Annotated in this window: 19 protein-coding genes; 7 read left to right on the plus strand and 12 right to left on the minus strand. The window is 74.0% G+C overall.

The features are described 5' to 3' along the window. Positions 1–230: 230 nt before the first annotated feature. Positions 231–1,490 (minus strand): sensor histidine kinase, encoded by a 1,260-nt coding sequence (locus POF43_RS24915; protein ID WP_271316110.1) that lies wholly within the window; start codon positions 1,488–1,490, stop codon positions 231–233. 5 nt (positions 1,491–1,495) lie between these two features. Further along, positions 1,496–2,149 (minus strand): response regulator transcription factor, encoded by a 654-nt coding sequence (locus tag POF43_RS24920; RefSeq protein ID WP_271316109.1) that lies wholly within the window; start codon positions 2,147–2,149, stop codon positions 1,496–1,498. Positions 2,150–2,591: 442 nt separating this feature from the next. Between POF43_RS24920 and POF43_RS24925 the strand changes: the two genes are divergently transcribed. Next, a complete protein-coding gene (locus POF43_RS24925; RefSeq protein ID WP_271324351.1) occupies positions 2,592–2,765 on the plus strand; it encodes a hypothetical protein in 174 nt (57 codons plus the stop codon). A 58-nt stretch (positions 2,766–2,823) separates the two neighbouring features. On the opposite strand, the gene POF43_RS24930 is transcribed toward POF43_RS24925, so the two are convergent. Further along, on the minus strand, positions 2,824–3,633 hold the full coding sequence (locus POF43_RS24930; protein ID WP_271323687.1) for an inositol monophosphatase family protein: 810 nt from the start codon (positions 3,631–3,633) through the stop codon (positions 2,824–2,826). Between the two features lie 49 nt (positions 3,634–3,682). Next, positions 3,683–4,798 (minus strand): ferrochelatase, encoded by a 1,116-nt coding sequence (locus POF43_RS24935; protein ID WP_282704761.1) that lies wholly within the window; start codon positions 4,796–4,798, stop codon positions 3,683–3,685. Between the two features lie 449 nt (positions 4,799–5,247). Between POF43_RS24935 and POF43_RS24940 the strand changes: the two genes are divergently transcribed. The 3 genes from POF43_RS24940 to sepH all read left to right on the plus strand — a co-directional run bounded on the left by POF43_RS24940 (position 5,248) and on the right by sepH (position 9,248). Further along, positions 5,248–6,495 (plus strand): MFS transporter, encoded by a 1,248-nt coding sequence (locus POF43_RS24940; protein ID WP_271315343.1) that lies wholly within the window; start codon positions 5,248–5,250, stop codon positions 6,493–6,495. Next, the gene (locus POF43_RS24945) at positions 6,452–7,774 is read left to right on the plus strand and encodes a D-arabinono-1,4-lactone oxidase (protein WP_271323686.1); all 1,323 of its coding nucleotides are present in this window, start codon (positions 6,452–6,454) and stop codon (positions 7,772–7,774) included. The genes POF43_RS24940 and POF43_RS24945 overlap by 44 nt, the downstream gene beginning before the upstream one ends. A gap of 400 nt (positions 7,775–8,174) precedes the next feature. Continuing rightward, positions 8,175–9,248 (plus strand): septation protein SepH, encoded by a 1,074-nt coding sequence (sepH, locus tag POF43_RS24950; protein WP_271323685.1) that lies wholly within the window; start codon positions 8,175–8,177, stop codon positions 9,246–9,248. A gap of 129 nt (positions 9,249–9,377) precedes the next feature. Here the strand turns inward: sepH and POF43_RS24955 are convergent, their stop codons facing one another. Continuing rightward, positions 9,378–10,196 carry a sulfurtransferase gene (locus POF43_RS24955; protein WP_271323684.1) on the minus strand — a complete coding sequence of 273 codons (819 nt, stop codon included), beginning with the start codon at positions 10,194–10,196 and terminating at the stop codon, positions 9,378–9,380. Between the two features lie 255 nt (positions 10,197–10,451). Here POF43_RS24955 and POF43_RS24960 point away from each other — a divergent pair, with 255 nt between their 5' ends. Further along, positions 10,452–11,243, plus strand: coding sequence for a VOC family protein (locus tag POF43_RS24960; RefSeq protein ID WP_271315338.1), 792 nt, complete (start codon positions 10,452–10,454; stop codon positions 11,241–11,243). A gap of 179 nt (positions 11,244–11,422) precedes the next feature. Here the strand turns inward: POF43_RS24960 and POF43_RS24965 are convergent, their stop codons facing one another. The 4 genes from POF43_RS24965 to POF43_RS24980 form a co-directional block, all read right to left on the minus strand. Beyond that, positions 11,423–12,106 (minus strand): thymidine kinase, encoded by a 684-nt coding sequence (locus tag POF43_RS24965; RefSeq protein WP_271315339.1) that lies wholly within the window; start codon positions 12,104–12,106, stop codon positions 11,423–11,425. Positions 12,107–12,177: 71 nt separating this feature from the next. Beyond that, a complete protein-coding gene (locus POF43_RS24970) occupies positions 12,178–13,359 on the minus strand; it encodes an alkaline phosphatase family protein (protein ID WP_271323683.1) in 1,182 nt (393 codons plus the stop codon). Continuing rightward, entirely contained in the window at positions 13,359–13,949 is a 591-nt protein-coding gene (locus POF43_RS24975) for a DUF5998 family protein (protein ID WP_271315341.1), read from the minus strand. The genes POF43_RS24970 and POF43_RS24975 overlap by 1 nt, the downstream gene beginning before the upstream one ends. Before the next feature lie 68 nt (positions 13,950–14,017). Next, a complete protein-coding gene (locus POF43_RS24980; RefSeq protein WP_282704762.1) occupies positions 14,018–17,077 on the minus strand; it encodes a bifunctional acetate--CoA ligase family protein/GNAT family N-acetyltransferase in 3,060 nt (1,019 codons plus the stop codon). 143 nt (positions 17,078–17,220) lie between these two features. Here POF43_RS24980 and POF43_RS24985 point away from each other — a divergent pair, with 143 nt between their 5' ends. Then, positions 17,221–17,502: an HPr family phosphocarrier protein gene (locus tag POF43_RS24985; protein WP_271313806.1), complete on the plus strand. Its 282-nt coding sequence runs from the start codon at positions 17,221–17,223 to the stop codon at positions 17,500–17,502. Positions 17,503–17,676: 174 nt separating this feature from the next. Here POF43_RS24985 and POF43_RS24990 read toward each other — a convergent pair whose 3' ends face one another. The 3 genes from POF43_RS24990 to POF43_RS25000 all read right to left on the minus strand — a co-directional run bounded on the left by POF43_RS24990 (position 17,677) and on the right by POF43_RS25000 (position 21,259). After that, complete coding sequence (locus POF43_RS24990; protein WP_271313805.1) at positions 17,677–18,390, minus strand: GntR family transcriptional regulator; 714 nt, start codon at positions 18,388–18,390, stop codon at positions 17,677–17,679. A 134-nt stretch (positions 18,391–18,524) separates the two neighbouring features. Next, positions 18,525–19,916, minus strand: coding sequence for a M16 family metallopeptidase (locus POF43_RS24995; RefSeq protein ID WP_271322875.1), 1,392 nt, complete (start codon positions 19,914–19,916; stop codon positions 18,525–18,527). Beyond that, positions 19,916–21,259 (minus strand): M16 family metallopeptidase, encoded by a 1,344-nt coding sequence (locus tag POF43_RS25000; RefSeq protein ID WP_271313803.1) that lies wholly within the window; start codon positions 21,257–21,259, stop codon positions 19,916–19,918. The genes POF43_RS24995 and POF43_RS25000 overlap by 1 nt, the downstream gene beginning before the upstream one ends. Before the next feature lie 182 nt (positions 21,260–21,441). Here POF43_RS25000 and POF43_RS25005 point away from each other — a divergent pair, with 182 nt between their 5' ends. Continuing rightward, positions 21,442–23,883, plus strand: a complete 2,442-nt coding sequence (locus POF43_RS25005) for a DNA gyrase/topoisomerase IV subunit A (RefSeq protein ID WP_271313802.1) — start codon at positions 21,442–21,444, stop codon at positions 23,881–23,883. Positions 23,884–23,971: the final 88 nt, after the last annotated feature.

Consider the following 23,971-nt stretch of genomic DNA (forward strand, 5'->3'; position numbering starts at 1 on the left):
TTCCCGTGATCATGACCAGTGGAAACATGGATTTTTCGGCTTTTTCGCCGTGAGCGTCCCTCACGGTACGTGCCCATTGACCCGCCGACCTGTGCGATCGGTCACACCGGGGATGGGCCGGTTGTGGACGGACATATTCCGCTCGGAGCGAACAATATTTCCACGCAGTGTGACACGTGCCGTACCGTGCGCGACCGGCGGATCGGTGTCGGATACATCACTTCCCGCCCTCACAGCGGGATCGCGACCCGCATGACCAGCCCTCCCCCGGAGCGGGACTCGGCCGTGATGGTGCCGCCGTGGGCGCGTACGACCGAGCGGACGATGGACAGGCCGAGGCCGGCCCCCTTGTCGCTGCCGGTGCGCTCGGCGAGCCGCCGGAAGGGCTCGAAGATGTTGTCCAGCTCCTCGACCGGCACCGGCAGGCCGGTGTTGGTCACGGTGAGCAGCGCGGCGCCGTCGCGGACGGCGGTGGCGACCCGCACCCAGCCGTCCGGCTCGTTGTACCGCACGGCGTTCTGCACCAGGTTGAGCGTGACGCGTTCCAGCAGCACGGCGCTGCCCTGCACGACGGCGGGGGCCAGGTCGGCGCTGAGTTCCACGCCCTTGCCCTGGGCCTCGGCACGCGTCTGCTCGACGGTCTGGTTGGCGGCCTCGGCGAGGTCGACCGCCTTCTTCTCGGTGAGTTCGTTGTCGCTGCGGGCCAGCAGCAGCAGGCCCTCGACCAGTTGTTCGCTGCGCAGGTTGGTGGCCAGCAGGTTCTTGCCGAGGTCCTGAAGGTCCGGTGAGGCGCCCGGATCGGCGAGGTGGACCTCCAGCAGGGTGCGGTTGATGGCCAGCGGGGTGCGCAGTTCGTGGGAGGCGTTGGCGACGAACCGCCGCTGCGACTCGAAGGAGCGGGCCAGCCGGTCGAGCATGTCGTCGAAGGTGTCGGCCAGCTCCTTCAGCTCGTCGTCGGGTCCGTCGAGCTGGATGCGGCGCGACAGGTCGATGGCGACGACCTGCCGGGCGGTGCGGGTGATGTGGCCCAGCGGCGACAGCACCCGGCCGGCCATCAGGTAGCCGCCGGCGAACGCGACCACCGTCAGCCCCAGCAGGGCCAGCAGCGAGCGGCGCAGCAGGTCGGCGAGGGCCACCTGGCGCTGCTGGTCCATGCAGGACGACAGCGCGCTGTTGAAGGTGTTGACGTCGATGGCCCGGCCCGGGCCGACGCCGACCAGGCCGGGGCAGGCGGCACTGTTGACCACCACGTTGGAGCCGGCCTGGAGGTGGTACGGGACCTGGTCGCCCTCCTTGAGGGCCTGCGCGGCCAGCAGGTAGATGATCAGCAGCAGCAGGACGCCGGCGATGAGGAACATCCCGCCGTACAGGACGGTCAGGCGTATACGGATGGTCGGACGCAGCCACGGCGGCGGGATCTCGGAGGCGCGCGGCGGCCAGGTGGGCTTCGGCGGGGCCTTGGGCGCCGGTGGGGGGAAGGAACTGCCCATGCCGGTCAGATCCGGTATCCGGAGCCGGGGATGGTGACGATGACCGCGGGCTCACCGAGCTTGCGGCGCAGTGTCATGACGGTGACCCGCACGACGTTGGTGAACGGGTCGGTGTTCTCGTCCCAGGCCTTCTCCAGCAGTTGCTCGGCGGAGACCACCGCGCCCTCGCTGCGCATGAGGACCTCCAGGACGGCGAACTCCTTGGGCGCGAGGTGGACCTCCTTGCCGTCGCGGGCCACCTCGCGGCGGTTGGGATCGAGGCGGATGCCGGCGCGTTCCAGGACCGGGGGCAGCGGGGTGCTGGTGCGGCGGCCCAGGGCGCGCACGCGGGCGGTCAGCTCGCTGAAGGCGAACGGCTTGGGCAGGTAGTCGTCGGCGCCCAGCTCCAGCCCCTGGACGCGCTCGCTGACGTCGCCGGAGGCGGTCAGCATCAGCACCCGGGTGGGCAGCCCGAGCCCGACGAGCTGGCGGCACACCTCGTCACCGTGGACGACCGGGAGGTCACGGTCGAGGACGACGACGTCGTAGTCGTTGACGCCGATGCGCTCCAGCGCGGCGCCCCCGTCGTAGACGACATCGACGGCCATGGCCTGGCGGCGCAGGCCGTGGGCCACCGCATCGGCGAGCAACTGCTCGTCCTCGACGACGAGTACGCGCACAGAGGTGTTCCTTCCGGGAAACGATCAATGATGAGGACTCCATCCTGCCTTCGATGCCCATAAAACACCGGTAAGCCCGTTCGCCGGACGCATCGGCGCCCGAGCGCCCAACACCCCTGACAACGCTGTCGGATGACCGTTGCAGGCGCAGGGCAACCGTGGGAAACCGCTGGAAAACACATCGTGATACGGGCGGTTTCGCTACGTGACGGATGGAATCCGTCACAGTACGTCACGAAAACCGTCCCATGAGATTTTTTCTGCGGGGGAAGGTTTTCGGCCCACCGGGGGAGGGGATGACGATTCCAACCCCGCGATCCAGCCGCATCTGCGGCTTCTGCCGCATCTGCCGCGCGTCCTGTACGCGTTAGGCGGTGATCGCCACACCCCGCACATCGGCACCACCCACCTTGTGCACCCGACGACGACGAGGGGGCGCTTCATGGACGCGTTCACCACTGGCATCACGCAGCGCATACGCCGCACCGAGACCGACCTGCACCGCGCGAAGGAGACCGGCGACGACTATCTCGCCGAGATCGAGCAGTCGGAGCTGGAGGAACTGCGCCGCACGGCCGCCGAGCACGGGGTCGAGATCGTACCGAAGGTCGCCTGACACCCCGCCCACCCGCCCGACACCCCGTCCGGCCGCGTGGCCGCCGTGTCCCGCGGCGTCAGTCGCGACCGGCGCCCAGTTCCGCCAGCAGGGCCTGGAGTGGCTCGAACAGGCCGGGCGGGGCCGCGATCGTCAGGTCGTCCGACTCCCGCTCACCGGGCCGTCCGCCGGTCAGCGCGCCCGCCTCCCGGGCGATGAGGGCGCCGGCCGCCCGGTCCCACGGGTGCAGTCCGCGCTCGTAGTAGGCGTCGAGCCGCCCGCAGGCCACGTCGCACAGGTCGATGGCGGCCGAGCCGCCGCGGCGGATGTCGCGCACCCGGGGCAGCAGTTCGCGCAGCACGGCGGACTGCGCGGCGCGGCGCGCGGCGATGTAGCCGAAGCCTGTGCCGACCAGGGCCTGCTCGAAGGCCGGCGCGGTCCGGCAGCGCAGCGGGCGGTCGCCCAGGAAGGCGCCGCCGCCGGCCACCGCCTGGTAGGTCTCGCCGCGCATCGGCGCGTACACCACGCCGGCGACGGTCTCCCCGTCGCGTTCTGCGGCGATGGAGACCGCCCAGGACGGCAGGCCGTACAGGTAGTTCACCGTGCCGTCGAGCGGGTCGATGACCCAGCGCACGCCGCTGGTGCCCTCGCGGTCGGCGCCCTCCTCACCGAGCAGGCCGTCGTCGGGGCGGTGCTCGGCGAGGTGGTCGGTGATCAGCTTCTCGGCGGCGATGTCCATCTCGGTGACGATGTCGATCGGGCTGGACTTGGTGGCCGCCACCGCCAGGTCGGCGGGGCGGCCGTCGCGCAGCAGCGTCCCGGCCAGGCGGGCCGCCTCCAGGGCCACGGCCAGCAGGTCGCGGTCGGATGCGGTCTCGGATGCGGTCACAGGGTGTTCCTCTCGTCGGGCCCGGCCGCGGTCGCCGGGCGCGGGCACGTCAGTCACGGCCGGCCGCCGCCGCGCGGGGCACCCGGGCCGGACAGCAGCCGGCCGGGCAGACGTCGTGGCTCGCGCCGAGGGCGCCGAGGGCGCAGCGCGCGGGCTGTTCGCCGCGTTCGGCGGCGGCGCGTTCGGCGACCAGGTCGCGTACCGCGGCGGCGAACCGGGGATCGGCGCCGACGGTGGCGGCGCGGGCGACCGGCAGGCCGAGGTCGGCGGCCTTGGCGGCGGCCTCGGTGTCGAGGTCGTACTTGACCTCCATGTGGTCGGAGACGAACCCGATCGGCACCATCACGACCGCGGGCGCGCCGGCCGCGTGCTCAGCCTCCAGGTGGTCGCAGATGTCCGGCTCCAGCCACGGGATGTGCGGGGCGCCGCTGCGGGACTGGTAGACCAGCCGCCAGGGGCGCTCGACGCCGGTGGCCTCCCGGACGGCGCCGGCGACCAGGGCGGCGGCGTCCAGGTGCTGGGCGACGTAGGCGCCGCCGTCCGCGGGGCCGCCGGCCGGGCCGGAGGTGTCGGCGGCCGCGGTGGGGATGGAGTGCGTGGTGAACGCCAGGTGGGCGCCGTCGCGGACCCCGGGGGGCAGGGCGGCCAGCGCGGCCAGGACGGCGTCGGTCATCGGGCCCACGAAGCCGGGGTGGTTGAAGTAGTGCCGCAGCTTGTCCACCACCGGTACCGGGCGGCCCTCGGAGCGCAGGACGGCCAGGGCGTCGGCGAGGTTCTCCCGGTACTGGCGGCAGCCGGAGTAGGAGGCGTAGGCGCTGGTGGTCAGCACCAGCACGCGGCGGCGGCCGTCGTCGGACATCTCGCGCAGCGTGTCGGTCAGGTAGGGCGCCCAGTTGCGGTTGCCCCAGTAGACGGGCAGGTCCAGTCCGCCGGCGGCGAAGTCGTCGCGCAGGGCGTCGAGCAGTTCGCGGTTCTGGGCGTTGATCGGACTGACGCCGCCGAACAGGAAATAGTGCTGTCCGACCTCCTTGAGGCGCTCGCGGGGGATGCCGCGCCCGGCGGTGACGTTCTCCAGGAACGGAACGACGTCGTCGGGTCCTTCGGGGCCGCCGAAGGACAGCAGCAGCAGGGCGTCGTACGGAGTGGGATCGAGCTGGTCGGCCATGCCCCGATCCTGCCACCCGGCACCGGCCGGCCGGCGGCACCCCGGCGGGCGCGGGGCGGTGGACGGGAGCGGACGGGAGCGGACGGGAGCCGGAGCGGCGGACGCCATGGCCGGCGGGGCGGGCGCCGGGGCCGGACGTCGTGGGCCGGCGGGGCGGGCGCCGGGATCGGGGCCGCGCCCGAGCCGGGGGGCGGGTCGGCCGATGGAGGAGCCGCGTCCCGGAGCCGGGCGGATGTCGGGCCGGCGGGGTCGCGTGTCCGCCGGCGGGGGTCGCGCGTCGGCCGGTGGAGGGGGCGCGTGTCGGCCGACCGTGGCGGACGCCGGCTGGCCGGAAGCGACCGGTGGGAATATCACTTGCTCCGACACGTAAGCTTTATTGGTTGTTTACCCCCACCGGCACCCACCTCGCCCTGTCCGCCGGTGTTACCCCCGCCGCGCCTGGAGTGCCCGTGCTCGCCCCTTATCGTGCGATCTTCGCCGCGCCCGGCGCCCGTGGCTTCTCCGTGGCCGGGGCGGTGGGCCGGCTGCCGTTGTCGATGCTGGGGATCGGCATCGTGACGATGATCTCCCAGGTGACCGGGCGGTACGGGCTGGCCGGGGCGCTGTCGGCGACGGTGGCGCTGGCGGCGGCGGCGTTCGGCCCGCGGGTCTCGCGGCTGGTGGACCGCTACGGGCAGCGGCGGGTGCTGCGGCCGGTCGCGGCGGTGACGGTGCTGGCGGTGGCGGGCCTGGTGGTGTGCGTACGGCTGAACGCGCCGGTGTGGACGCTGTTCGTGTGCGCGGCGGCGGCCGGCTCGACGCCGTCGCTGGGCTCGATGGTGCGGGCCCGCTGGGCGGCGCTGTACCGCGGTTCGCCGCTGCTGCACGCCGCGTACTCCTACGAGTCGGTGATCGACGAGTTCTGCTTCATCATCGGGCCGATCGTCTCCATCGGGCTGTGCACCGGGTGGTTCCCGGAGGCCGGCCCGCTGCTGGCGGCCCTGTGCCTGGCGGGCGGGGTGCTGTCGCTGACCGCGCAGCGCTCCACCGAGCCGGTGCCGCATCCGCGCGAGGAGCACCAGGCCGGCGGTTCCGCCCTGCGATCACCCGGACTCCGGGTTCTGGTGTTGACGTTCGTGGCCACCGGTGCGATCTTCGGTTCGGCGGACGTGGTGACGGTGGCGTTCGCCCAGGCGCTGGGGCACAAGGCGGCCGCCAGTCTGCCGCTGGCGGTCTACTCGCTGGGGTCGTGCCTGGCCGGTGTGGTCTTCGGACTGGTCGCGCCGCGCAGGAGCCCGGCACGGCGGTTCCTGGTGGGGGTGTGCACGATGGCGGTGAGTATGATCCCCCTCCAACTGGTGGGAAACTTGCCCGAGTTGGCCGCGGCCCTGTTCGTCGCGGGGCTGTCGGTGGCACCCACGATGGTCACCACCATGGCCCTGGTCGAGCAGCACGTGCCGCGGTCACGACTGACCGAGGGCATGACGTGGACCAGCACCGGGCTCGCGATCGGCGTGGCGGCCGGCTCGTGGGCGGCCGGCGCGGTGGTGGACGCGGCGGGTCCCACGGCGGGGTTCACGGTGCCGCTGGGCGCCGGGACGCTGGCGGCCGTGGTGGCGCTTGTCGGGTACCGCCGGCTGCGTCCGGCGCCGGAACGGGAGGAGCAGCGGGGCGATGAACTCGACGCGAACGACCGGCGGGACGACCTCGTGGCGTAACTGGGCGGGGACGGTCACCGCCCACCCGGTGCGGACGGTGACGCCAGCCACGGTGGAGGAGCTCGCGGCGCAGGTGCGGCGCGCGGCCGCCGAGGGCCTGACCGTCAAGGCGGTGGGCACCGGTCACTCCTTCACCGCGGCGGCCGCGACCGACGGGGTGCTGGTGCGGCCGGAGCGGCTGACCGGCCCGGTGCGGCTGGACCGGGCGGCGCGGACGGTGACCGCCGGCGCCGGGACCCCGCTGAAGGTGCTCAACCGGGCGCTGGACGCGGCGGGATGGTCGCTGACCAACATGGGCGACATCATGGAGCAGACGGTGGCCGGCGCGGTGAGCACCGGCACGCACGGCACCGGCCGGTCCTCGGCGTCGGTGGCCGCGCAGATCACCGCGCTGGACCTGGTCACCGCGGACGGGTCGCTGCTGCACTGCTCGGCGCGGGAGAATCCGGAGGTCTTCGCCGCGGCGCGGATCGGCCTGGGGGCGCTCGGGGTGATCACCTCGGTGACCTTCGCCGTCGAGCCGCGCTTCCTGCTGACGGCGCGTGAGGAGCCGATGCCCTTCGACCGGGTGGTCGGCGACTTCCACCAACTGGTCTGGGGCAACGAGCACTTCGAGTTCTACTGGTTCCCGCACACCGAGCACTGCAACACCAAGCGCAACAACCGCTCCCCCGGTCCGGCCGACCCGCTGCCGCGGGTGCGCGGCTGGGTGGACGACGAGCTGCTGTCCAACGCGGTCTTCCAGGCCGCCTGTTCGCTGGGCCGGGCGGCGCCGGCCGCGGTGCCGGCGATCGCGCGGGTGGCCGGCCGGGCGCTGTCGGCGCGGGTCTACACCGACACCGCCTACCGGGTCTTCACCAGTCCCCGCCGGGTGCGGTTCGTGGAGATGGAGTACGCGCTGCCCCGGGAGGCGGCGGTGCCGGCGCTGCGCGAGCTGAAGGCCATGGTGGAGCGGTCGGACCTGCGGATCGGCTTCCCCGTCGAGGTGCGGGTGGCGCCGGCCGACGACATCCCGCTGTCCACCGCCTGCGGCCGCGAGGCGGTCTACATCGCGGTGCACCAGTACCGCGGCGTGCCGTACCGGGAGTACTTCGGCGCGGTGGAGCGCATCATGACCGCGCATCAGGGCCGGCCGCACTGGGGCAAGCTGCACACCCGGGACGCGGAGTACCTGTCCGCCGCCTACCCGCGGTTCGCGGAGTTCACCGCCGTCCGCGACCGGCTGGACCCCGACCGGGTGTTCGGCAACGCCTACCTCGGGCGGGTGCTGGGGACATAACGGGTCGTACGCACACGTCGTGAGCCGGTGAACGGAGGCAGCACTTCCGTTTCTGGCCGTCGGGAGAAGATCGCCGCGTCGCGAAAGCCACGGCGCGGCGCCGCCCCCGCATGGCCCGAATGGAGTACTGTTACCAGCCTGTGCACCGGCCTCCCGTCCGGCTGCCCGGAACCTGCCGGAGGGGGCCCCGAAGGTGCCGTTCGACCAACACCGTTCAGCAGGAGCGTTGTTCGCAGGAATCGCCACGGGCAGCGGTCCTCGGGCCGTCGCTGGTGGCGAACAGGTAACCGTGCCATGACGGTGCGTTGGGAAAGGCTCCCGACACGCCGTTGAAGTCGGCAAGGTTGTGGCGTGCCGCGGCTGGGCAGGTCACACTCGTTCTTCGGGAGCAGCGACGCACGTGACGTCGGCAGGCACCACCCGGGAGGTCCCCATGCCCGATCTGCGTGTCGTGGCCGTCAGCAACGACGGCACACGATTGGTGCTCAAGGCTGCGGACAATACGGAATACACCCTTCCCATCGATGAGCGGCTGCGGGCCGCGGTGCGCAACGACAGAGCCCGGCTCGGCCAGATCGAGATCGAGGTCGAGAGCCATCTGCGCCCGCGGGACATCCAGGCGCGGATACGGGCCGGCGCGTCGGCCGAAGAGGTCGCGCAGCTGGCCGGCATCCCGGTGGAGCGGGTCCGCCGTTTCGAGGGACCGGTGCTCGCGGAACGCGCCTTCATGGTGGAACGGGCCCGCAAGACCCCGGTGCGCCGTCATGGGGAGAGCGCCGGGCCGCAGTTGGGCGACGCGGTGGCCGAACGCCTGATGATGCGCGGTGCGGAGAAGGACACCAACCAGTGGGACTCCTGGCGCCGTGACGACGGCACCTGGGAGGTGCTGCTGCTCTTCCGGGTGGCGGGCGAACCGCACTCGGCGACCTGGACGTTCGACCCGCCGCGCCGGCTGGTGCAGGCGGTCGACGACGAGGCCCGCGCGCTGATCGGCGAATCGGTCGCCCAGCAGCCCGAGCCGAGCTTCCCGTTCGTGCCGCGCATCGCCCGGCTGCCCCGGGACCGGCCGCTGGACCGGCCCGACCGGCTCGGCGACCGCTTCGAGGACCGCCCGGAGCGTGCCGAGCGCGACGACGACCGCGATTCGCTGACCAGCCTGCTCGAAGCGGTGCCCAGCTTCCGCGGCGACATGGTGGTGCCGGCCGCGCCGCCGCCCGTCGAGGCACCGCCGGAGGAGGTCGCGGACCTGCCCGACGAGGTCGAGGAGGCCGCGCCGCCCGCCCCGGCGGCCAGCGTCGGCGCCGGTTCCGCCTACGCGGACGTGCTCATGCCGCGGTCGGTGGCCGGCCACCGCGACCGGCTGGTCGGCACCACCGACCGCCAGGCGGAGGCCGACGGCGTACGGCCCGGCCGCCGCGCGACGGTGCCCAGCTGGGACGAGATCGTCTTCGGCAGCCGGCGCAAGAAGGAGTAACACCGCCCGTCGGTGTACGTGGTGGGCCCGTCCGGGATCGATCCGGGCGGGCCCGATCCGTATGCGGGTACCTGCTTCCTGCGACGCGGGCGCACGCGGGCGCTGAGCCGTCGCGCGCGGGGCGGCCGGTCAGCCCGGTTGCGGCCCGGTGGCCACCTCGCGGGCCGGGTCGGCCGACCACTCGCTCCACGAACCCACGTACAGCGCGGCGGGCCGGCCGGCCACCGCCATGGCCAGCACCTGGTGGGCCGCGGAGACGCCCGAGCCGCAGTAGACGCCGGCCCCGACGCCCTCGGTGGCACCCAACCGCCCGAACCGCTCGGCCAGTTCGGCGGCGGGCAGAAGACGTCCCTCCGGGCCGGTGTTGGCGGCGGTGGGCGCGCTGACGGCGCCGGGGATGTGGCCGCCGATCCGGTCGACGGGCTCGACGTCGCCCCGGTAGCGTTCCGCCGCGCGGGCGTCCAGCAGGACACCGGTGCGGGCCAGCCCGGCCGCCTCGTCGGCGCTCAGCAGCGGCATGCCGCCCGGCCGCGCCGTGAAGTCGCCGGGCCGGCCGGCCACGTCGCCGGTCTCCAGCGGGCCGCTCCAGGCGGGCAGTCCGCCGTCCAGCACCCGCACGTCGCGGTGTCCGGCCCAGCGCAGCAGCCACCAGGCCCGGGCCGCCGCCCAGCCCTGGCCGCCGTCGTAGACCACCACCGGCAGGTCGTCGCACACCCCGGCACGGCGCATCGCCGTGGTGAAGACGTCGAGGTCGGGCAGCGGGTGGCGGCCCGCTCGGCCGGGCCGGCCGGCGAGTTCGGTGTCGAGGTCGACGTAACGCGCCCCGGGCAGGTGGCCGGCTTCGTAGTCCGGGCGTCCGGACGGGCCGCCGAGCTGCCAGCGCACGTCGAGCAGGACCGGCCGGAAAGCGTCGGTGCGCAGCGCGTCCGCGGAGATGATGGAGTCCATACGGCCCATTGTGTCCTCAAGCAGTCCGCCGTTCTCCCGCACGCGTACCGGCCCGCCGGCCGGATTGTCCCGCCGGCGACGGACGCGATGCGCCGGAGGGCGGCGGCGACCGTTTCTCCGCGGGCGGGACGCCAGGGGCCCGGGCGTTGACCGGACGACACGCCGCACTCAGGGCGGCAGTGGCTTTCCGGCCAGGCGTGGTGCGCCCCGGGCCGCCTCCGGCACGCGGGGAGCACCCGAAGGAGAGAAACCAAGATGACCGAGGTACCGGCCCAGCGTCCCCAGGGTGCGCCGTGCTGGGTCAGCCTGCTGGTGCGCAGCCTGCCGGCCGCCCAGGAGTTCTACGGCGGCCTGTTCGGCTGGCGGTTCCAACCGGGCCCCACGCATTTCGGACCGTACGCCAGAGCCGTACTGGACGGCCGCCTGGTCGCCGGGATCGGTGAGAGCCCGCGCCGGCTCGGCCAGCCGGTGGCGTGGACGACGTACCTGTCCACCGCGGACGCCGACGCGGCCGCCGAGACGATACGGGTCAGCGGCGGCACCGTCGCCGTCGGCCCGCTGGACGCCGACGGCGAGGCCGGCCGGATGGTGATCGCCGCCGACCCCTCCGGCGCCTCGTTCGGCGTCTGGCAGCCCAAGGGGCACACCGGCGTCGGCGTCACCGGGGTGCCGGGCACGCTGGCGTGGAACGAACTGGTCACCCGGGAGGCGGACGTCACCGCCTTCTACGGCGCCGCCTTCGGCTTCGAGGCGGACGCGCCGGTCCCGGCCGACGACGGGTCCGGCTCGCCGGCGCAGGACGTGACGCTGCGGCTCGGCGGCCGCCCGGTGGCCGGTCTGCACGCGGTCGGCGCCGCGCTGCCCCGCGCGCGGGGGGCGCGCTGGACCACGTGGTTCGAGGTGGCCGACACCGACGCCGCGGTGGAACGCGCCGGTGCGCTCGGCGGCCGGGTGCTGCGCGCGGCCCACGAGGTCAAGCGCGGCCGGATCGCGGAACTCGCCGACCCGCAGGGCGCCGCGTTCACCGTGGTCCGCAGCAACGGCTGACCCCGGCGCGGCGGCCACCGGGCCGCCTCCCCCGGGCACCGCACCGGCGGTGTGGCCACGTCGCACGGGTCGGCGCGGCCGCACCGCGCGGCCCGACGGCGGACGCGAGCGCGTCGGCGTTCCCGTGCGTCGGCATGCGTCGGCATGCGTTCCCGTACGTCAGCGTGCGTCCCCGTGCGTCAGCGTGCGTCGGCGTGCGTGCCCGTGCGTTCGCGTGCGGTCATCACGTCGGCCGCGCTGTCGGCGCGCGCGCCCGCTTCGGCGTTCAGCGCGGTCTGGCGGCGCAGGTGGTGGCGGCGGCACAGCACCTCGTACCCCGTCTCACCGCCGGTGCCGTTGACGTCGCCCACCACGACCTGGGCGCCCTCGACGACCATGTGGCCGTCGACGGTGCGGGCGTTGTGGGTGGCCCGCGCGCCGCACCAGCACAACGCCTCGACCTGCAACACCTCGATGCGGTCGGCGAGTTCGACCAGCCGCTGCGAACCGGGGAAGAGCCGGGTGCGGAAGTCGGTGGTGATGCCGAAGGCGTAGACGTCGAGGTCCAGGTCGTCCACCACGCGGGCGAGTTGCTCGATCTGGCCGGCGGTGAAGAACTGCGCCTCGTCGGCGATCACATAGTCGGCCGGGCGCCCGCAGGCGAGGTGGTCGGTGACGTGGGCGTAGAAGTCGAACGCCTCCGGCGCCTCGACGGCCTGGGTGCACAGGCCGAGCCGCGAGGACAGTACACCGGCGCCGGCCCGGTCGTCCCGGGTGAAGATCAGTCCGCGTTTGCCGCGGGCCGACCGGTTGTGCTCGATCTGCAACGCCAGGGTGCTCTTGCCGCAGTCCATCGTGCCGCAGAAAAACACCAGTTCGGACATGATGCGGCCACGAGCCTTTCGGTGGGGGACGGTGGGGGGCGGTGCGGGGCCGGCCGGCGGCCTCGCACCGGTCAGGTGCGCACTTCCAGCAGCGGCACCAGCAGTTCCGAGGCGGCCAGCGAGCCGTGCAGGCCGACCATGGTGGAGTCGCGCGGCTCGGCGGCGGTGGCGATGATCGCGACGTCGTCGGTGGCGGCCACCGCGATCACGTCGCCGAGCCGGTCCACCACCCGCTCGTCCACCCGGGGGCCGAACCAGCCCGCGTCGATGGCCTGCTGGCGGGTCGCGACCCACATCCGGTCGCCGACCACCTCGCGCCACACCGCGTGCACGTCGGCGGCCGCCCCCGGGACGGCGTACACGTGCCGGGCCCGGGCCTCGCCGCCGAGCAGCGCGACGCCGGCCCGCAGCTCCCAGTCCTCGTCGAAGTCGATCCGGTCCTGCGGGGCGACGTCGATCATGCCGTGGTCGGCGGTGACGTACAGCACCGCACGCGGCGGGAGCGCCTCGGCCAGCCGGCGCGCGAGCCGGTCGACGATCATCAGCTGACCGCGCCAGGCGTCGGAGTCCACCCCGAACTTGTGCCCGGCGAAGTCGAGATCGCGGTAGTACGTGTAGACCAGGGTGCGGTCGGCGGCGGCCAGGCGTTCGGCGGCCAGGTCGACGCGCTCCTCACCGGAGGCGCGGCCCAGGAAGGTGCCGCCGGACAGGGCGACCCGGGTCAGCACGGTGTGTTCGAAGTCCGGTGAGGAGACCTGGCAGGTCGCGACGCCGGCCGCGTGCGCCAACTGGAAGACGGTCGGGTACGGCTGCCAGCGCTCGGGGTCGGTGTGCGGCTGCCAGCGCAGCTGGTTCATCAGCACGCCCCGGCCCGGCACGGCCACCCGATAGCCGGCCAGGCCGTGTTCGCCGCTGGGCCGGCCGGTGCCGACCGAGGTCAGCGAGGTGGCGGTGGTGGAGGGGAAACCCGCGGTCAGCGGGGCGCCGGAGCCGGCCGTGGAGGTGGCCAGCAGCGAGGTCAGGAACGGCGCCTCGTCCGGGTGGGCGCGCAGCTGCTCCCAGCCCATGCCGTCCACCAGGAAGACGCACACCCGGTCGGCGGGCGGCAGCACCAGGCCGGTCGCGGGCAGGCCGGGGATCGCGTGCCCGGCGACCGCGGCCGGCAGCAGGTCGGCGAGCGCCGCCTCGCCGTACCGCGGCACCGGTGCGGCACGGTGGTCGAGCAACGGCGGTTCGGCGGCCGGATGGAGCATCAGCGCTGCGCCGCCGCGGTGGTGGCCTCCGAGAGCGCCTGGGCGAACGCCAGGGTCTCGCGGACCGCTTCGGCCCCGTCGCCGGCCTCGCTGACCCGCAGCGACAGGTCGTCGGCGGTGGCGGAGCCGGTGTAGCCGTGGTCCGCCTCGCAGTTGGGATCACCGCAGGCGGCCGGCTCCAGGTCGAGGCGGCTGACGGCACCCCAGCCGATGGTCAGCACCACCTCGCGCGGCAGCGTGCCCGGCTTGTACGACTCGGGGTTGGCGACGACCCGGTTGACCACGACGGACGAGATCCGGCCGATCTTCACCGACTCGGTCGACGTCGTGGCGTACGGGGAGGGCGAGGTGTCGTCGGCGCCCTGCTCGTCGGTGTGGCTGACCAGGAACCGGGTCGCGGTCAGGACCAGCACCGTCACGTGCCGCCGGACCTCGTTGGCGTCGAAGGTGGTCTCCTGGTTGACCAGGTAGGCCACCGGGGTCTCGGTGCCGACCGAGGCCTCCACGGCCTCGGCCACGAGCGCCGGGTAATAGCCGCTGCGCTCGATGGCCGTGCGCAGCCCCTGGGTGGTCGTACCGGTTTTCGCCATACCCACCATCTTAGTGTCGGGCCCGGCATGCCCCGGACGTCCGCGCGACCGCCGCCCGGGGTCGCCGTTCACAGCACCGCCAGCGCCCGCGGGCCCAGATCGCCGCGGGCCGGCGGCGGGGCCAGCCGCACGGTGGCGCCCAGGACCGCCAGCCCGCTGCGGGCCACCACGACCGGCTCCAACGCGACGGAGACCACCTCGGGCAGGTCGTCGACCAGCCGCGAGACCCGCAGCAGCAGTTCCTCCAGCGCCGCGGTGTCCACCGGTTCCGATCCGCGCCAGCCGAACAGCATGGGCGCCGCCTTGATGGAACGCACCAGTTCGGCGGCGTCCCGGTCGGTGACCGGCACCAGGCGGTGCGACAGGTCGCCGAGCAGTTCGGCCGGCGCCCCGGCCAGGCCGAAGGACAGCACCGCCCCGGCCGCCGGGTCGACCACCGCGCGCACCACGGTGTCCACCCCGCGCGGCGCCATCGCCTGCACCACCGGCCGCACTTCGCCGGCCCGGCCCTGCCGCTCGGTCAACTCGGCGTAGGCGCGGCGCAGGTCGGCGTCGCCGGCCAGGTCCAGGCGCACGCAGCCGAGGTCGGCGCGGTGCCGCAGGTGGGGCGCGGTGGCCTTCAGCGCGACCGGGTAGCCGAGCCGGTCGGCGGCCCGCACGGCGGTGTTGGCGTCCGGGGCGGGCAGCGCGGGCCGCACCTGGATGCCGTAGCGGCCCAGCAGGGCGCGGGCCGCCTCGTCGTCGAGGGTGCGGCCCTGGCCGGCCGGTCCGGCGTCGCCGTCCAGCAGCCGGTCGACGTCGTCGCGGGCGGCGGCCTCGTCGACGCCCTCCAGCTCCGGCACCCGGCCCGGCGCCCGGGCCTCCTTGCGCCAGCGCGCGTACCGCACCGCGTAGGCCAGCGCCCGCACCGCGCGTTCCGCCGAGGGGTAGGCCGGGATGCCGGACGTCCTGGGTTCGTGCGGCGGGCGGGGCGCCGGGTGGCTGCCGGCGCCGTCGGCGGGCGGCGCCGGGCTGCCGGGACGCGGCATGAACCCGGCCGCGGAGGAGGCACCCGGCGGTTCGGGGGCGGCGGAGGGTGCGCGGGCCGGCGGTGCGGTGTCGCGCGGCGGTGCGGTGTCCGGCGGGGGCGTGGCCTCCGACGGGGGTGGGGTGTCCGGCGGGGGTGGGGTGTCCCCCGGCCCCGCAGGCGTGCGGGCCGGTGCGGTGTCGGCGGAGGGTGCGTGGGCCGGCGGTGCGGTGTCCCCCGGGGGCGTGGCGGTCGGTTCGGGGGCGGCCAGGCGGTCGGCGAGGGCGTCGAGGGTGAGGTGGACGACGACGACCGGTTTGCCGGCGCCGGCCACCGCGGCGCGCAGCGCGTCGGCCAGCGCGGGGTCGTCGCCGCTGTCGGGGTCGGCGCTGTCGGCGGGGCCGACCCGCGGGATGGCGGTGACCACGACGGCGTCGACCGCCTCGTCGGCCAGGGCGCCGGCCAGCGCCTCCCGGAAGTCGGTGGCCGACGCCTCGGTGGTGAGGTCGTGCGGGGGTGCCGGGCGCAGTCCGGTGGCCATGCAGACGTCGTAGGCGAGCAGGGCCAGCGACTCGGAGTTGCCCAGGATGCCGATCCGGCCGCCGCGCGGCAGCGGCTGGTGGGCCAGGAGCAGGCCGGTGTCCAGCAGTTCGGTGACGGTGTCCACCCGGATGATGCCGGCCTGGCGGAACAGCGCCGAGACGGTGGTGTCCGGGATGCGGGTGGCCGGCACCGTGTGGCCGGGCGGCAGGCTGCCGGAGTGCCGGGCGCCCTTGACCACGACCACCGGCTTGGCGGCGGCGGTGCGGCGGGCGAGCCGGGTGAACTTGCGCGGGTTGCCGATGGACTCCAGGTACATCAGCACCACGTCGGTGCGCGGGTCGTCGTGCCAGTACTGGAGCAGGTCGTTGCCGGACAGGTCGGCGCGGTTGCCGGCCGAGACGAAGGTGGAGACCGCGCCGAGCGCGCCGCCGGCCCGGCGCAGTCCGGCCAGCAGGGCGATGCCGATGGCGCCGGACTGGGTGAACACCCCCAGCCGGCCGGGGGCGGGGGCCTGCGGTGCCAGCGAGGCGTTCAGCCGGACGTCGGGGGCGGTGTTCAGCACGCCGAACGCGTTGGGGCCGATGACGCGCATGCCGTAGGAGCGGGCCTGGCGGATCAGCGCGCGCTGGCGGTCGCGGCCCTCGGCGCCGGACTCCGCGTAGCCGTTGGCCACCACCAGCAGGCCCTGCACGCCGTGGGTGCCGCAGTCGGCGACCGCCTCGGGGACGGCTTCGGCGGGCACGGCGAGGATCGCCAGGTCGACCGGCTCGCCGATGTCGCCGACCGAGCGGTGCGCGGGGACGCCCTCGGGCTCCAGCCACCGCAGGCCGGGGTCGAAGTGGTGGTTGACGGCGTAGGCGCGGCCGGTGAAGCCGGCGGCCAGCAGGTGGCGCAGCAGGGTGCGTCCGACGCCGGACTCGTCGCGGCCGGTGCCGATGACGGCGACCGAGCGGGGGGCGAGCAGCCGCTGGACGGAGCGGGCCTCGGCACGCTGTTCGCGGGCGCGCATGACGGCCACCGACGCCTCGGTGGGCGACAGGTCGAGGTCGAGGTGGACCACGCCGTCGGTGAAGCTGCGCCGGGCGGTGTACCCGGCGTCGGTGAAGACCTTGACCATCTTGGCGTTGGAGGGCAGCACCTCGGCGTCGAAGCGGCGGATGCCGCGTTCGCGGGCGACGGCGGCGATGTGCTCCAGCAGGGCGGAGGCCACGCCGCGGCCCTGGTGGGCGTCCTGGACCAGGAAGGCGACCTCGGCCCGGTCGGCCTCGCCGACCGCCGGGGCGCCGTCGTCGCCGATGCGGTCGTAGCGGACGGTGGCGATGAACTCCCCGCCCATGGTGGCCGCCAGTCCGACCCGGTCGACGTAGTCGTGGTGGGTGAAGCGGTGCACGTCGCGGTCGGACAACCGGGGGTAGGGGGCGAAGAACCGGTAGTACTTCGACTGGTCGGAGACCCGCTCGTAGAAGTCGACCAGCCGCTGGGCGTCGGTGGGGGCGATCGGGCGGATGTGGGCGGTGCCGCCGTCCCGCAGCACCACATCCGCTTCCCAGTGCACCGGGTAGCCGGGTGAGGTCTCCATGACCCTCAGCGTAGGCCGGGTGTCCGACAACAGCGCCCCGCGATGCGCCGCCGCCCTAGGCTGATGGCGCGGAGTGTCCGTCCCGTCTTCCCCATGCCGGGGCGCGGGGGGCCGCAGAACACAGGATCAGAAGGGGCACCACCATGACTGAACGCCGTGTCACCGTCGGCTGGGCCGAAGGGTTGCACGCCCGTCCCGCGTCCGTCTTCGTCCGTGCCGCCACCTCGCTCGGGGTGCCGGTGACCATCGCCCGTCCGGACGGGCCGGGACCGGTCAACGCCGCGTCGATGCTGGGGGTGCTGAGCCTGGGGGCCAAGGGCGGCCAGGAGGTCGTGCTGGCCAGTGCGGCCGACGACGCCGGGCCGGCGCTCGACCGGCTGGCCAAGCTGGTCGCCGAGGGGCTGGAAGCGTTGCCGGACGCCTGATTCCCGCCCGCCCCGGCCGGGCGGACCGTGATCCGTTCGGCCGGGGTATTCCGGCGTCCCGAAGTCGCAGGCCGCCTTCCCCGTGAATTCGGGCGGCACCGCCGCGGGGAAGTCCCCCGGTAATTCGCAGGACAATGTCATCGGCCCGTACGACACAGTTGTACGGGCCGCATGTTAAATTCCGTCGCGCTTTTTGTTTACTGGATGTTTCGAGGTGCGCAGCCGGTGGGCGCCGCTCCAGCGGGCGACGTGAGCGGCGGTCAGGGCGCGGGCGCGTTCCACGTCGTGCCGGGCGACCGCGTCGGTGATCGCGCCGTGCTCGGCCCAGGCGGCCTCGGCGCGGCCGGGCAGCTCGACCGCGTACATCCAGGAGATCTTGCGCCGCAGCTGGGTCAGCAGCGAGGTCAGGCCGGGGCTGGCGGCGGCCTGGGTGAGGGTCTCGTGGAACCAGCCGTCCAGGGCCGGCAGGTCGGCGAGCTCGCCCTCGCGGGCCCTGACCTGGCCGAGCCGCACCAGGCCGCGCAGGACCCGCAGTTGCTGCTCGGTACGGCGGGCGGCGGCCCGGGCCACCGCCAGCGGTTCGAGCAGGCCGCGTATCTCCAGCAGGTCCAGCGCCTCCTGCTCGCTGGGTTCGGCCACCGAGGCGCCGGCGTGCCGCCGGGTGCGGACGAAGCCCTCGGACTCCAGGGTGCGCAGCGCCTCGCGCACCGGGACCCGGCTGACGCCGTACCGCTTCGCCAGCAGGTCCTCGGTGAGCCGGCCGCCGGGGACGTAGTGGCCGCTGACGATGTCGTCGCGGATCGCCTCGCACACCGTTCTCGCCGACGCGGACGGGTGGCGCGAACTGTCCTTCGGGGTGCTTTCCGAGCCCTTTTCACCGGTCGCCATTCCCTGACTGTATTCGACGCGACCGGGAAAGCGGATGCCGTACAACGGAATTCCATGGGGAATGTGGTTGTGACGTGCCGGGCCCCGGCACCGGTAATGAAGGTGCCGGGGCCCGGTGGAATGTCCGCCGGAGGTCAGCCGCGCACGACGGTGACCGGGCCGATGCCCAGTTCGGTCACCGGCTTCTCGATGGCGGCGGCGTCGCCGACCAGCACCACGACCAGCCGGTCCGGCGGGAAGGCGTTGACCGCGGCGGCGGTGGCCTCGACGGTGCCGGTGTTGGCCAGCCGCTCGTACAGCCGGGCCTGGTAGTCGTCCGGCAGGTGCTGTTCGACCTGGTCGGCCAGCGTGCCGGCGACCGCGGAGGCGGTCTCGTAGCGCAGCGGGGCGACGCCGACCAGGTTCTGCACGGCGACGTCGCGCTCGTCGTCGGTCAGCCCGCCCTCGGCGAGCACCCGCAGGACCTGCCAGGTGTCGGCGAGCGCCGGTCCGGTGACCTCGGTGGCCACCGAGCCGCTGATGGCCAGCAGCGAGGCGCCGTCGCCGTCCGGGCCGGAGCGCAGCACCTGGGCCATCGCGCGGACGCCGTAGGTGTAGCCCTTCTCCTCGCGCAGCACCTTGTCCAGCCGGGAGGTCAGGGTGCCGCCGAGGCTGTAGACGCCGAGGACCTGGGCCGGCCAGACCGCGTCGTGCCGGTCGGCGCCGCCGCGGGCGATCAGCAGCTGGGTCTGCACCGAGCCGGGCCGGTCGACGATGACCACCCGGGCGTGGTCGTCGATCACCACCGGCGGCACCGGGCGGGGGGCGGCGGCGTCGCCGGTCCAGGCGCCCAGGGTGGCGGCCAGCAGCTCGTCGAGGTCGATGCCGGACAGGTCGCCGACCACGACCGCGGTGGCGGTGGCGGGGCGCACGTGGGCGCGGTAGAACGCCCGGACGGCGGCGGCGTCGACCCGGGCGACGGACTGCTCGGAGCCCAGCCGGGGGCGGGAGAACCGCGAGTCGGCCGGGAACAGCTCGGCGGACAGCGCGTAGGAGGCGCGGCGGGCGGGGTTGGCCAACTCGTGCGGGATCTCGTCGAGCCGGTTGGCGACCAGCCGGCCGATCTCGTCGGCGGGGAAGGCCGGGACGCGCAGCGCGTCGGCGAGCAGGCCGAGCGCCTTGGCGAGCCGGGAGGCGGGCACCTCCAGCGACAGCCGCACGCCCGGGTGGTCGGCGTGCGCGTCGAGGGTGGCGCCGCAGCGCTCCATCTCGGAGGCGAACTCCTCGGCGTCGAGCGCCTCGGTGCCCTCGGAGAAGGCGCGGGCCATGATGGTGGCGACCCCTTCGACGTCCTCGGGCTCGGCCTCCACCGGCGCGTCGAGCAGCACCTCGACGGCGACGATCTGCTGGCCGGGGCGGTGGCAGCGCAGCACGGTCAGGCCGTTGGCCAGTGTGGAGCGTTCCGGCGCGGGGAACGCCCACGGGGTGGGCGCGCCGCCGACCGGGCGGGGGTGGAAGGTCATCGTGGTGGTGACGGCCTCGGTCATCAGGCGTTCTCGCCCTCTTCCTCGACGGGAGCGGAGCCGGCGTCGCCGCCGGTGGGTTCGTAGACCAGCACGGCCCGGTTGTCGGGGCGCAGGTGTCGCGCGGCGACGCTGCGGACCTCCTCGGCGGTGACCTCCAGGACCCGCTTGACGGCGGTCAGGGCGCTCTGCGGGTCGCCGAACAGCACGGCGGCGCGGCACAGTTCGTCGGCGCGGCCGCCGACGGTGGCGAGCCGGTCCAGCCACTCGCGCTCCAGCTGGGCCTGGGCGCGTTCCATCTCCTCGGCCGTCGGGCCGTGTTCGGCGAACCGGGCCAGCTCCTCGTCGACGGCCGTCTCGATGGCCCCGACCTCGACGCCGGAGGACGCCTTGACGTCCAGCCAGCCCAGGGAGGGGGCGCCGGCCAGCCGCAGCAGGCCGAAGCCGGCGCCGACGGCGGAGCGGTCGCGGCGCACCAGCCGGTTGTGCAGCCGGGAGGACTCCCCGCCGCCCAGGACGGTCAGCGCCAGGTCGGCGGCGTCGGCCTCGCGGGTGCCGTCGTGCGGCAGCCGGTAGGCGGCCATCAGGGCGCGGGAGGGCACGTCCTCGGCGACGACCTCGCGGACCTCGCCGCCCATGCCGCCGGGCAGCGAGCCGTCGCGCGGGGTGGGCTTGCCGCTGTGCGCCGGGATGCTGCCGAAGTACTTCTCGATCCACGCCAGGGTGCGTTCGGGGTCGATGTCGCCGACGACGGCCAGCACGGCGTTGTTCGGCGCGTAGTACGTGCGGAAGAACGCCTGGGCGTCCTCCAGCGAGGCGGCGTCCAGGTCGGCCATCGACCCGATCGGGGTGTGGTGGTACGGGTGGTCGCCGGGGTAGGCCATGGCCGTCAGGCGTTCGAAGGCGGTGCCGTAGGGCACGTTGTCGTAGCGCTGGCGGCGTTCGTTCTTGACCACGTCGCGCTGGTTGTCCAGGCACTCCTGGTCCAGGGCGGTCAGCAGGCTGCCCATCCGGTCGGCCTCCAGCCACAGGGCCAGTTCGACCTGGTGGGCGGGCATGGTCTCGAAGTAGTTGGTCCGCTCGAAGCTGGTGGTGCCGTTGAGCGAGCCGCCGGCCCCCTGCACCAGTTCGAAGTGCCCGTTGCCCGTGACCTGCGCGGAGCCCTGGAACATCAGGTGCTCGAAGAGGTGGGCGAGTCCGGTGCGGCCGGCGACTTCGTGGCGGGAGCCGACGTCGTACCAGAGGCAGACCGCCGCTACCGGCGTCAGGTGGTCCTCGGAGAGCACCACCCGCAGTCCGTTGGCGAGGCGGTACTCGGTGGCGGTGAGGCCGCCGGACTCTGCCTCCGATGTGGCCGTGTGACCCATGGGCGAACTGTCCTTCCGGTCGCGAAAACGGTGGACTGCCACTCTAGGGAACACCGGGTGAGGTGTGTGAAGTCCACGTCACCCCAAGGGGTTCCGGACCGGGTCGTGGTCGGCGCTGTCGGCGGCACGGGCCACAATGGTCCCCGTCCACCCCACGGTCCCGCCGAAGGAGCAGCCGCCCGATGGCCCGCCGCAGCACGCAGACCCCGCCTCCGGACGATTTCGAAGAACGCATCATCGACATCGACGTCGTCGACGAGATGCAGGGCTCCTACCTGGAGTACGCCTACTCGGTCATCTACTCGCGCGCCCTGCCCGACGCGCGCGACGGTCTCAAGCCGGTGCACCGGCGCATCGTCTACCAGATGAACGAGATGGGCCTGCGCCCCGACCGGGGGTACGTCAAGTGCGCCCGCGTCGTCGGCGAGGTCATGGGCAAGCTGCACCCGCACGGTGACGCGTCGATCTACGACGCCCTGGTGCGCATGGCGCAGGGCTTCTCCATGCGGCTGCCGCTGGTCGACGGGCACGGCAACTTCGGCTCGCTCGGCAACGACGACCCGCCGGCCGCCATGCGGTACACCGAGTCGCGGATGGCGCCGGCCGCGATACTGATGACGGAGTCGATCGACGAGGACACCGTCGAGTTCGCGCCGAACTACGACGGCCAGGAGCGCGAGCCCCTCACGCTGCCGGCCGCGTACCCCAACCTGCTGGTCAACGGCGCCTCCGGTATCGCGGTGGGCATGGCCACCAACATGCCGCCGCACAACCTCGCCGAGGTCATCGCCGCCGCCCGGCACCTGATCCGGCACCCCAACGCGGACCTCGACGCGCTGATGCGGCACATCCCCGGCCCGGACCTGCCCACCGGCGGGCGGATCGTGGGCCTGGACGGCATCCGGGACGCGTACGAGAACGGCCGCGGCACCTTCAAGATCCGCTCGACCGCCACGGTGGAGAACGTCACGGCGCGCCGCAAGGGCATCGTGGTGACCGAACTGCCGTTCACCGTCGGCCCGGAGAAGGTGATCTCGAAGATCAAGGACCTGGTCGGCTCGAAGAAGCTCCAGGGCATCGCGGACGTCAAGGACCTCACCGACCGGCTGCACGGCCTGCGGCTGGTCATCGAGATCAAGAACGGCTTCCACCCCGAGGCGGTGCTGGAGCAGCTGTACAAGCTGACGCCGATGGAGGAGTCGTTCGGCGTCAACAACGTGGCCCTGGTGGACGGCCAGCCGCTGACGCTGGGCCTGAAGGAGCTGCTGGAGGTCTACGTCGACCACCGCTTCGACGTGGTGCGGCGGCGCAGCGAGTTCCGGCGCACCAAGCGTGCGGACCGGCTGCACCTGGTCGACGGCCTGCTGGTGGCGCTGCTGGACATCGACGAGGTCATCCGGCTGATCCGCTCGTCGGACAACTCCGCACAGGCCAAGCAGCGGCTGATCGACCACTTCTCGCTGTCGGACGTGCAGACCCAGTACATCCTGGACACCCCGCTGCGCCGGCTGACCCGGTTCGACCGGATCGAGCTGGAGTCCGAACGCGACCGGCTGAACGCGGAGATCGCCGAGCTGACCCGGGTGCTGGAGTCCGACACCGAGCTGCGCAAGCTGGTCTCCTCGGAGCTGGCCGCGGTCGCCAAGAACTACGGCACGCCGCGGCGGACGGTGCTGCTGGACGCCGGGGCGATGCCGGTGGCGGCGGTGCCGCTGGAGGTCTCCGACGACCCGTGCCGGGTGCTGCTGTCGGCCACCGGGCTGCTGGCGCGCACCGCGGGCGCGGAGTCGCTGGCGAGGGGCGGCAAGCGGGAGCGGCACGACATGGTGGTCTCGGCGGTGCCGGCCACCACGCGCGGCGACGTGGGCGTGGTGACGTCGGCCGGGCGGCTGCTGCGGGTGCCGGTGGTGGACCTGCCGGCGCTGCCGCACGGCGCGTCGACGCTGGCGGGCGGTGCGGCCGTATCGGAGTTCGTCCCGCTGGCGGAGGACGAGCGGGTGCTGTGCCTGTCGACGCTGGACGAGTCGTCGCCGGGTCTGGCGCTGGGCACCGAGCAGGGCACCGTCAAGCGGGTGGTGCCCGACTTCCCGGCGAACAAGGACGAGTTCGAGGTCATCGGGCTCAAGGAGGGCGACGTCCTGGTCGGCGCCACCGAGCTGCGTACCGGTGAGGAGGACCTGGTCTTCATCACCGACGACGCGCAGTTGCTGCGGTACCCGGCCGGGCAGGTGCGTCCGCAGGGCCGGCCGGCCGGCGGCATGGCGGGCATCAAGCTGGCGGACGGGGTGAAGGTGATCTGCTTCACCGCGGTCGACCCGGCCGCCGACGCGGTGGTGTTCACCGTCGCGGGGGCCGAGGACACGCTGGACGGCGGGGGTCAGGGCAGCGTCAAGCTGACGCCGTTCGACCAGTACCCGCGCAAGGGCCGGGCGACCGGCGGTGTGCGCTGCCAGCGGTTCCTGCGCGGGGAGAACGGGCTGGTGCTGGCGTGGGCCGGGGCAACCCCGGTGCGGGCGAGCCGGGCGGACGGTTCCCCGGTCGCCCTGCCCGAACCCGATCCGCGCCGGGACGGCTCCGGCATTCCACTGGACCACCCGGTCCGCCATCTGGCGGGACCGGCGTGATCCGGCGGGGCCGCCGCGGGCCCTGCGGCCCGCGGTGATCCGGGCGGCGGCGCGCACGCCGGGCGAACGCGCCGCCGCCCGCCCGGCG

Origin of the sequence: Streptantibioticus silvisoli (genome assembly GCF_027947535.2) — a bacterium.
GTDB classification, from domain to species: Bacteria; Actinomycetota; Actinomycetes; order Streptomycetales; family Streptomycetaceae; genus Streptantibioticus_C; species Streptantibioticus_C silvisoli.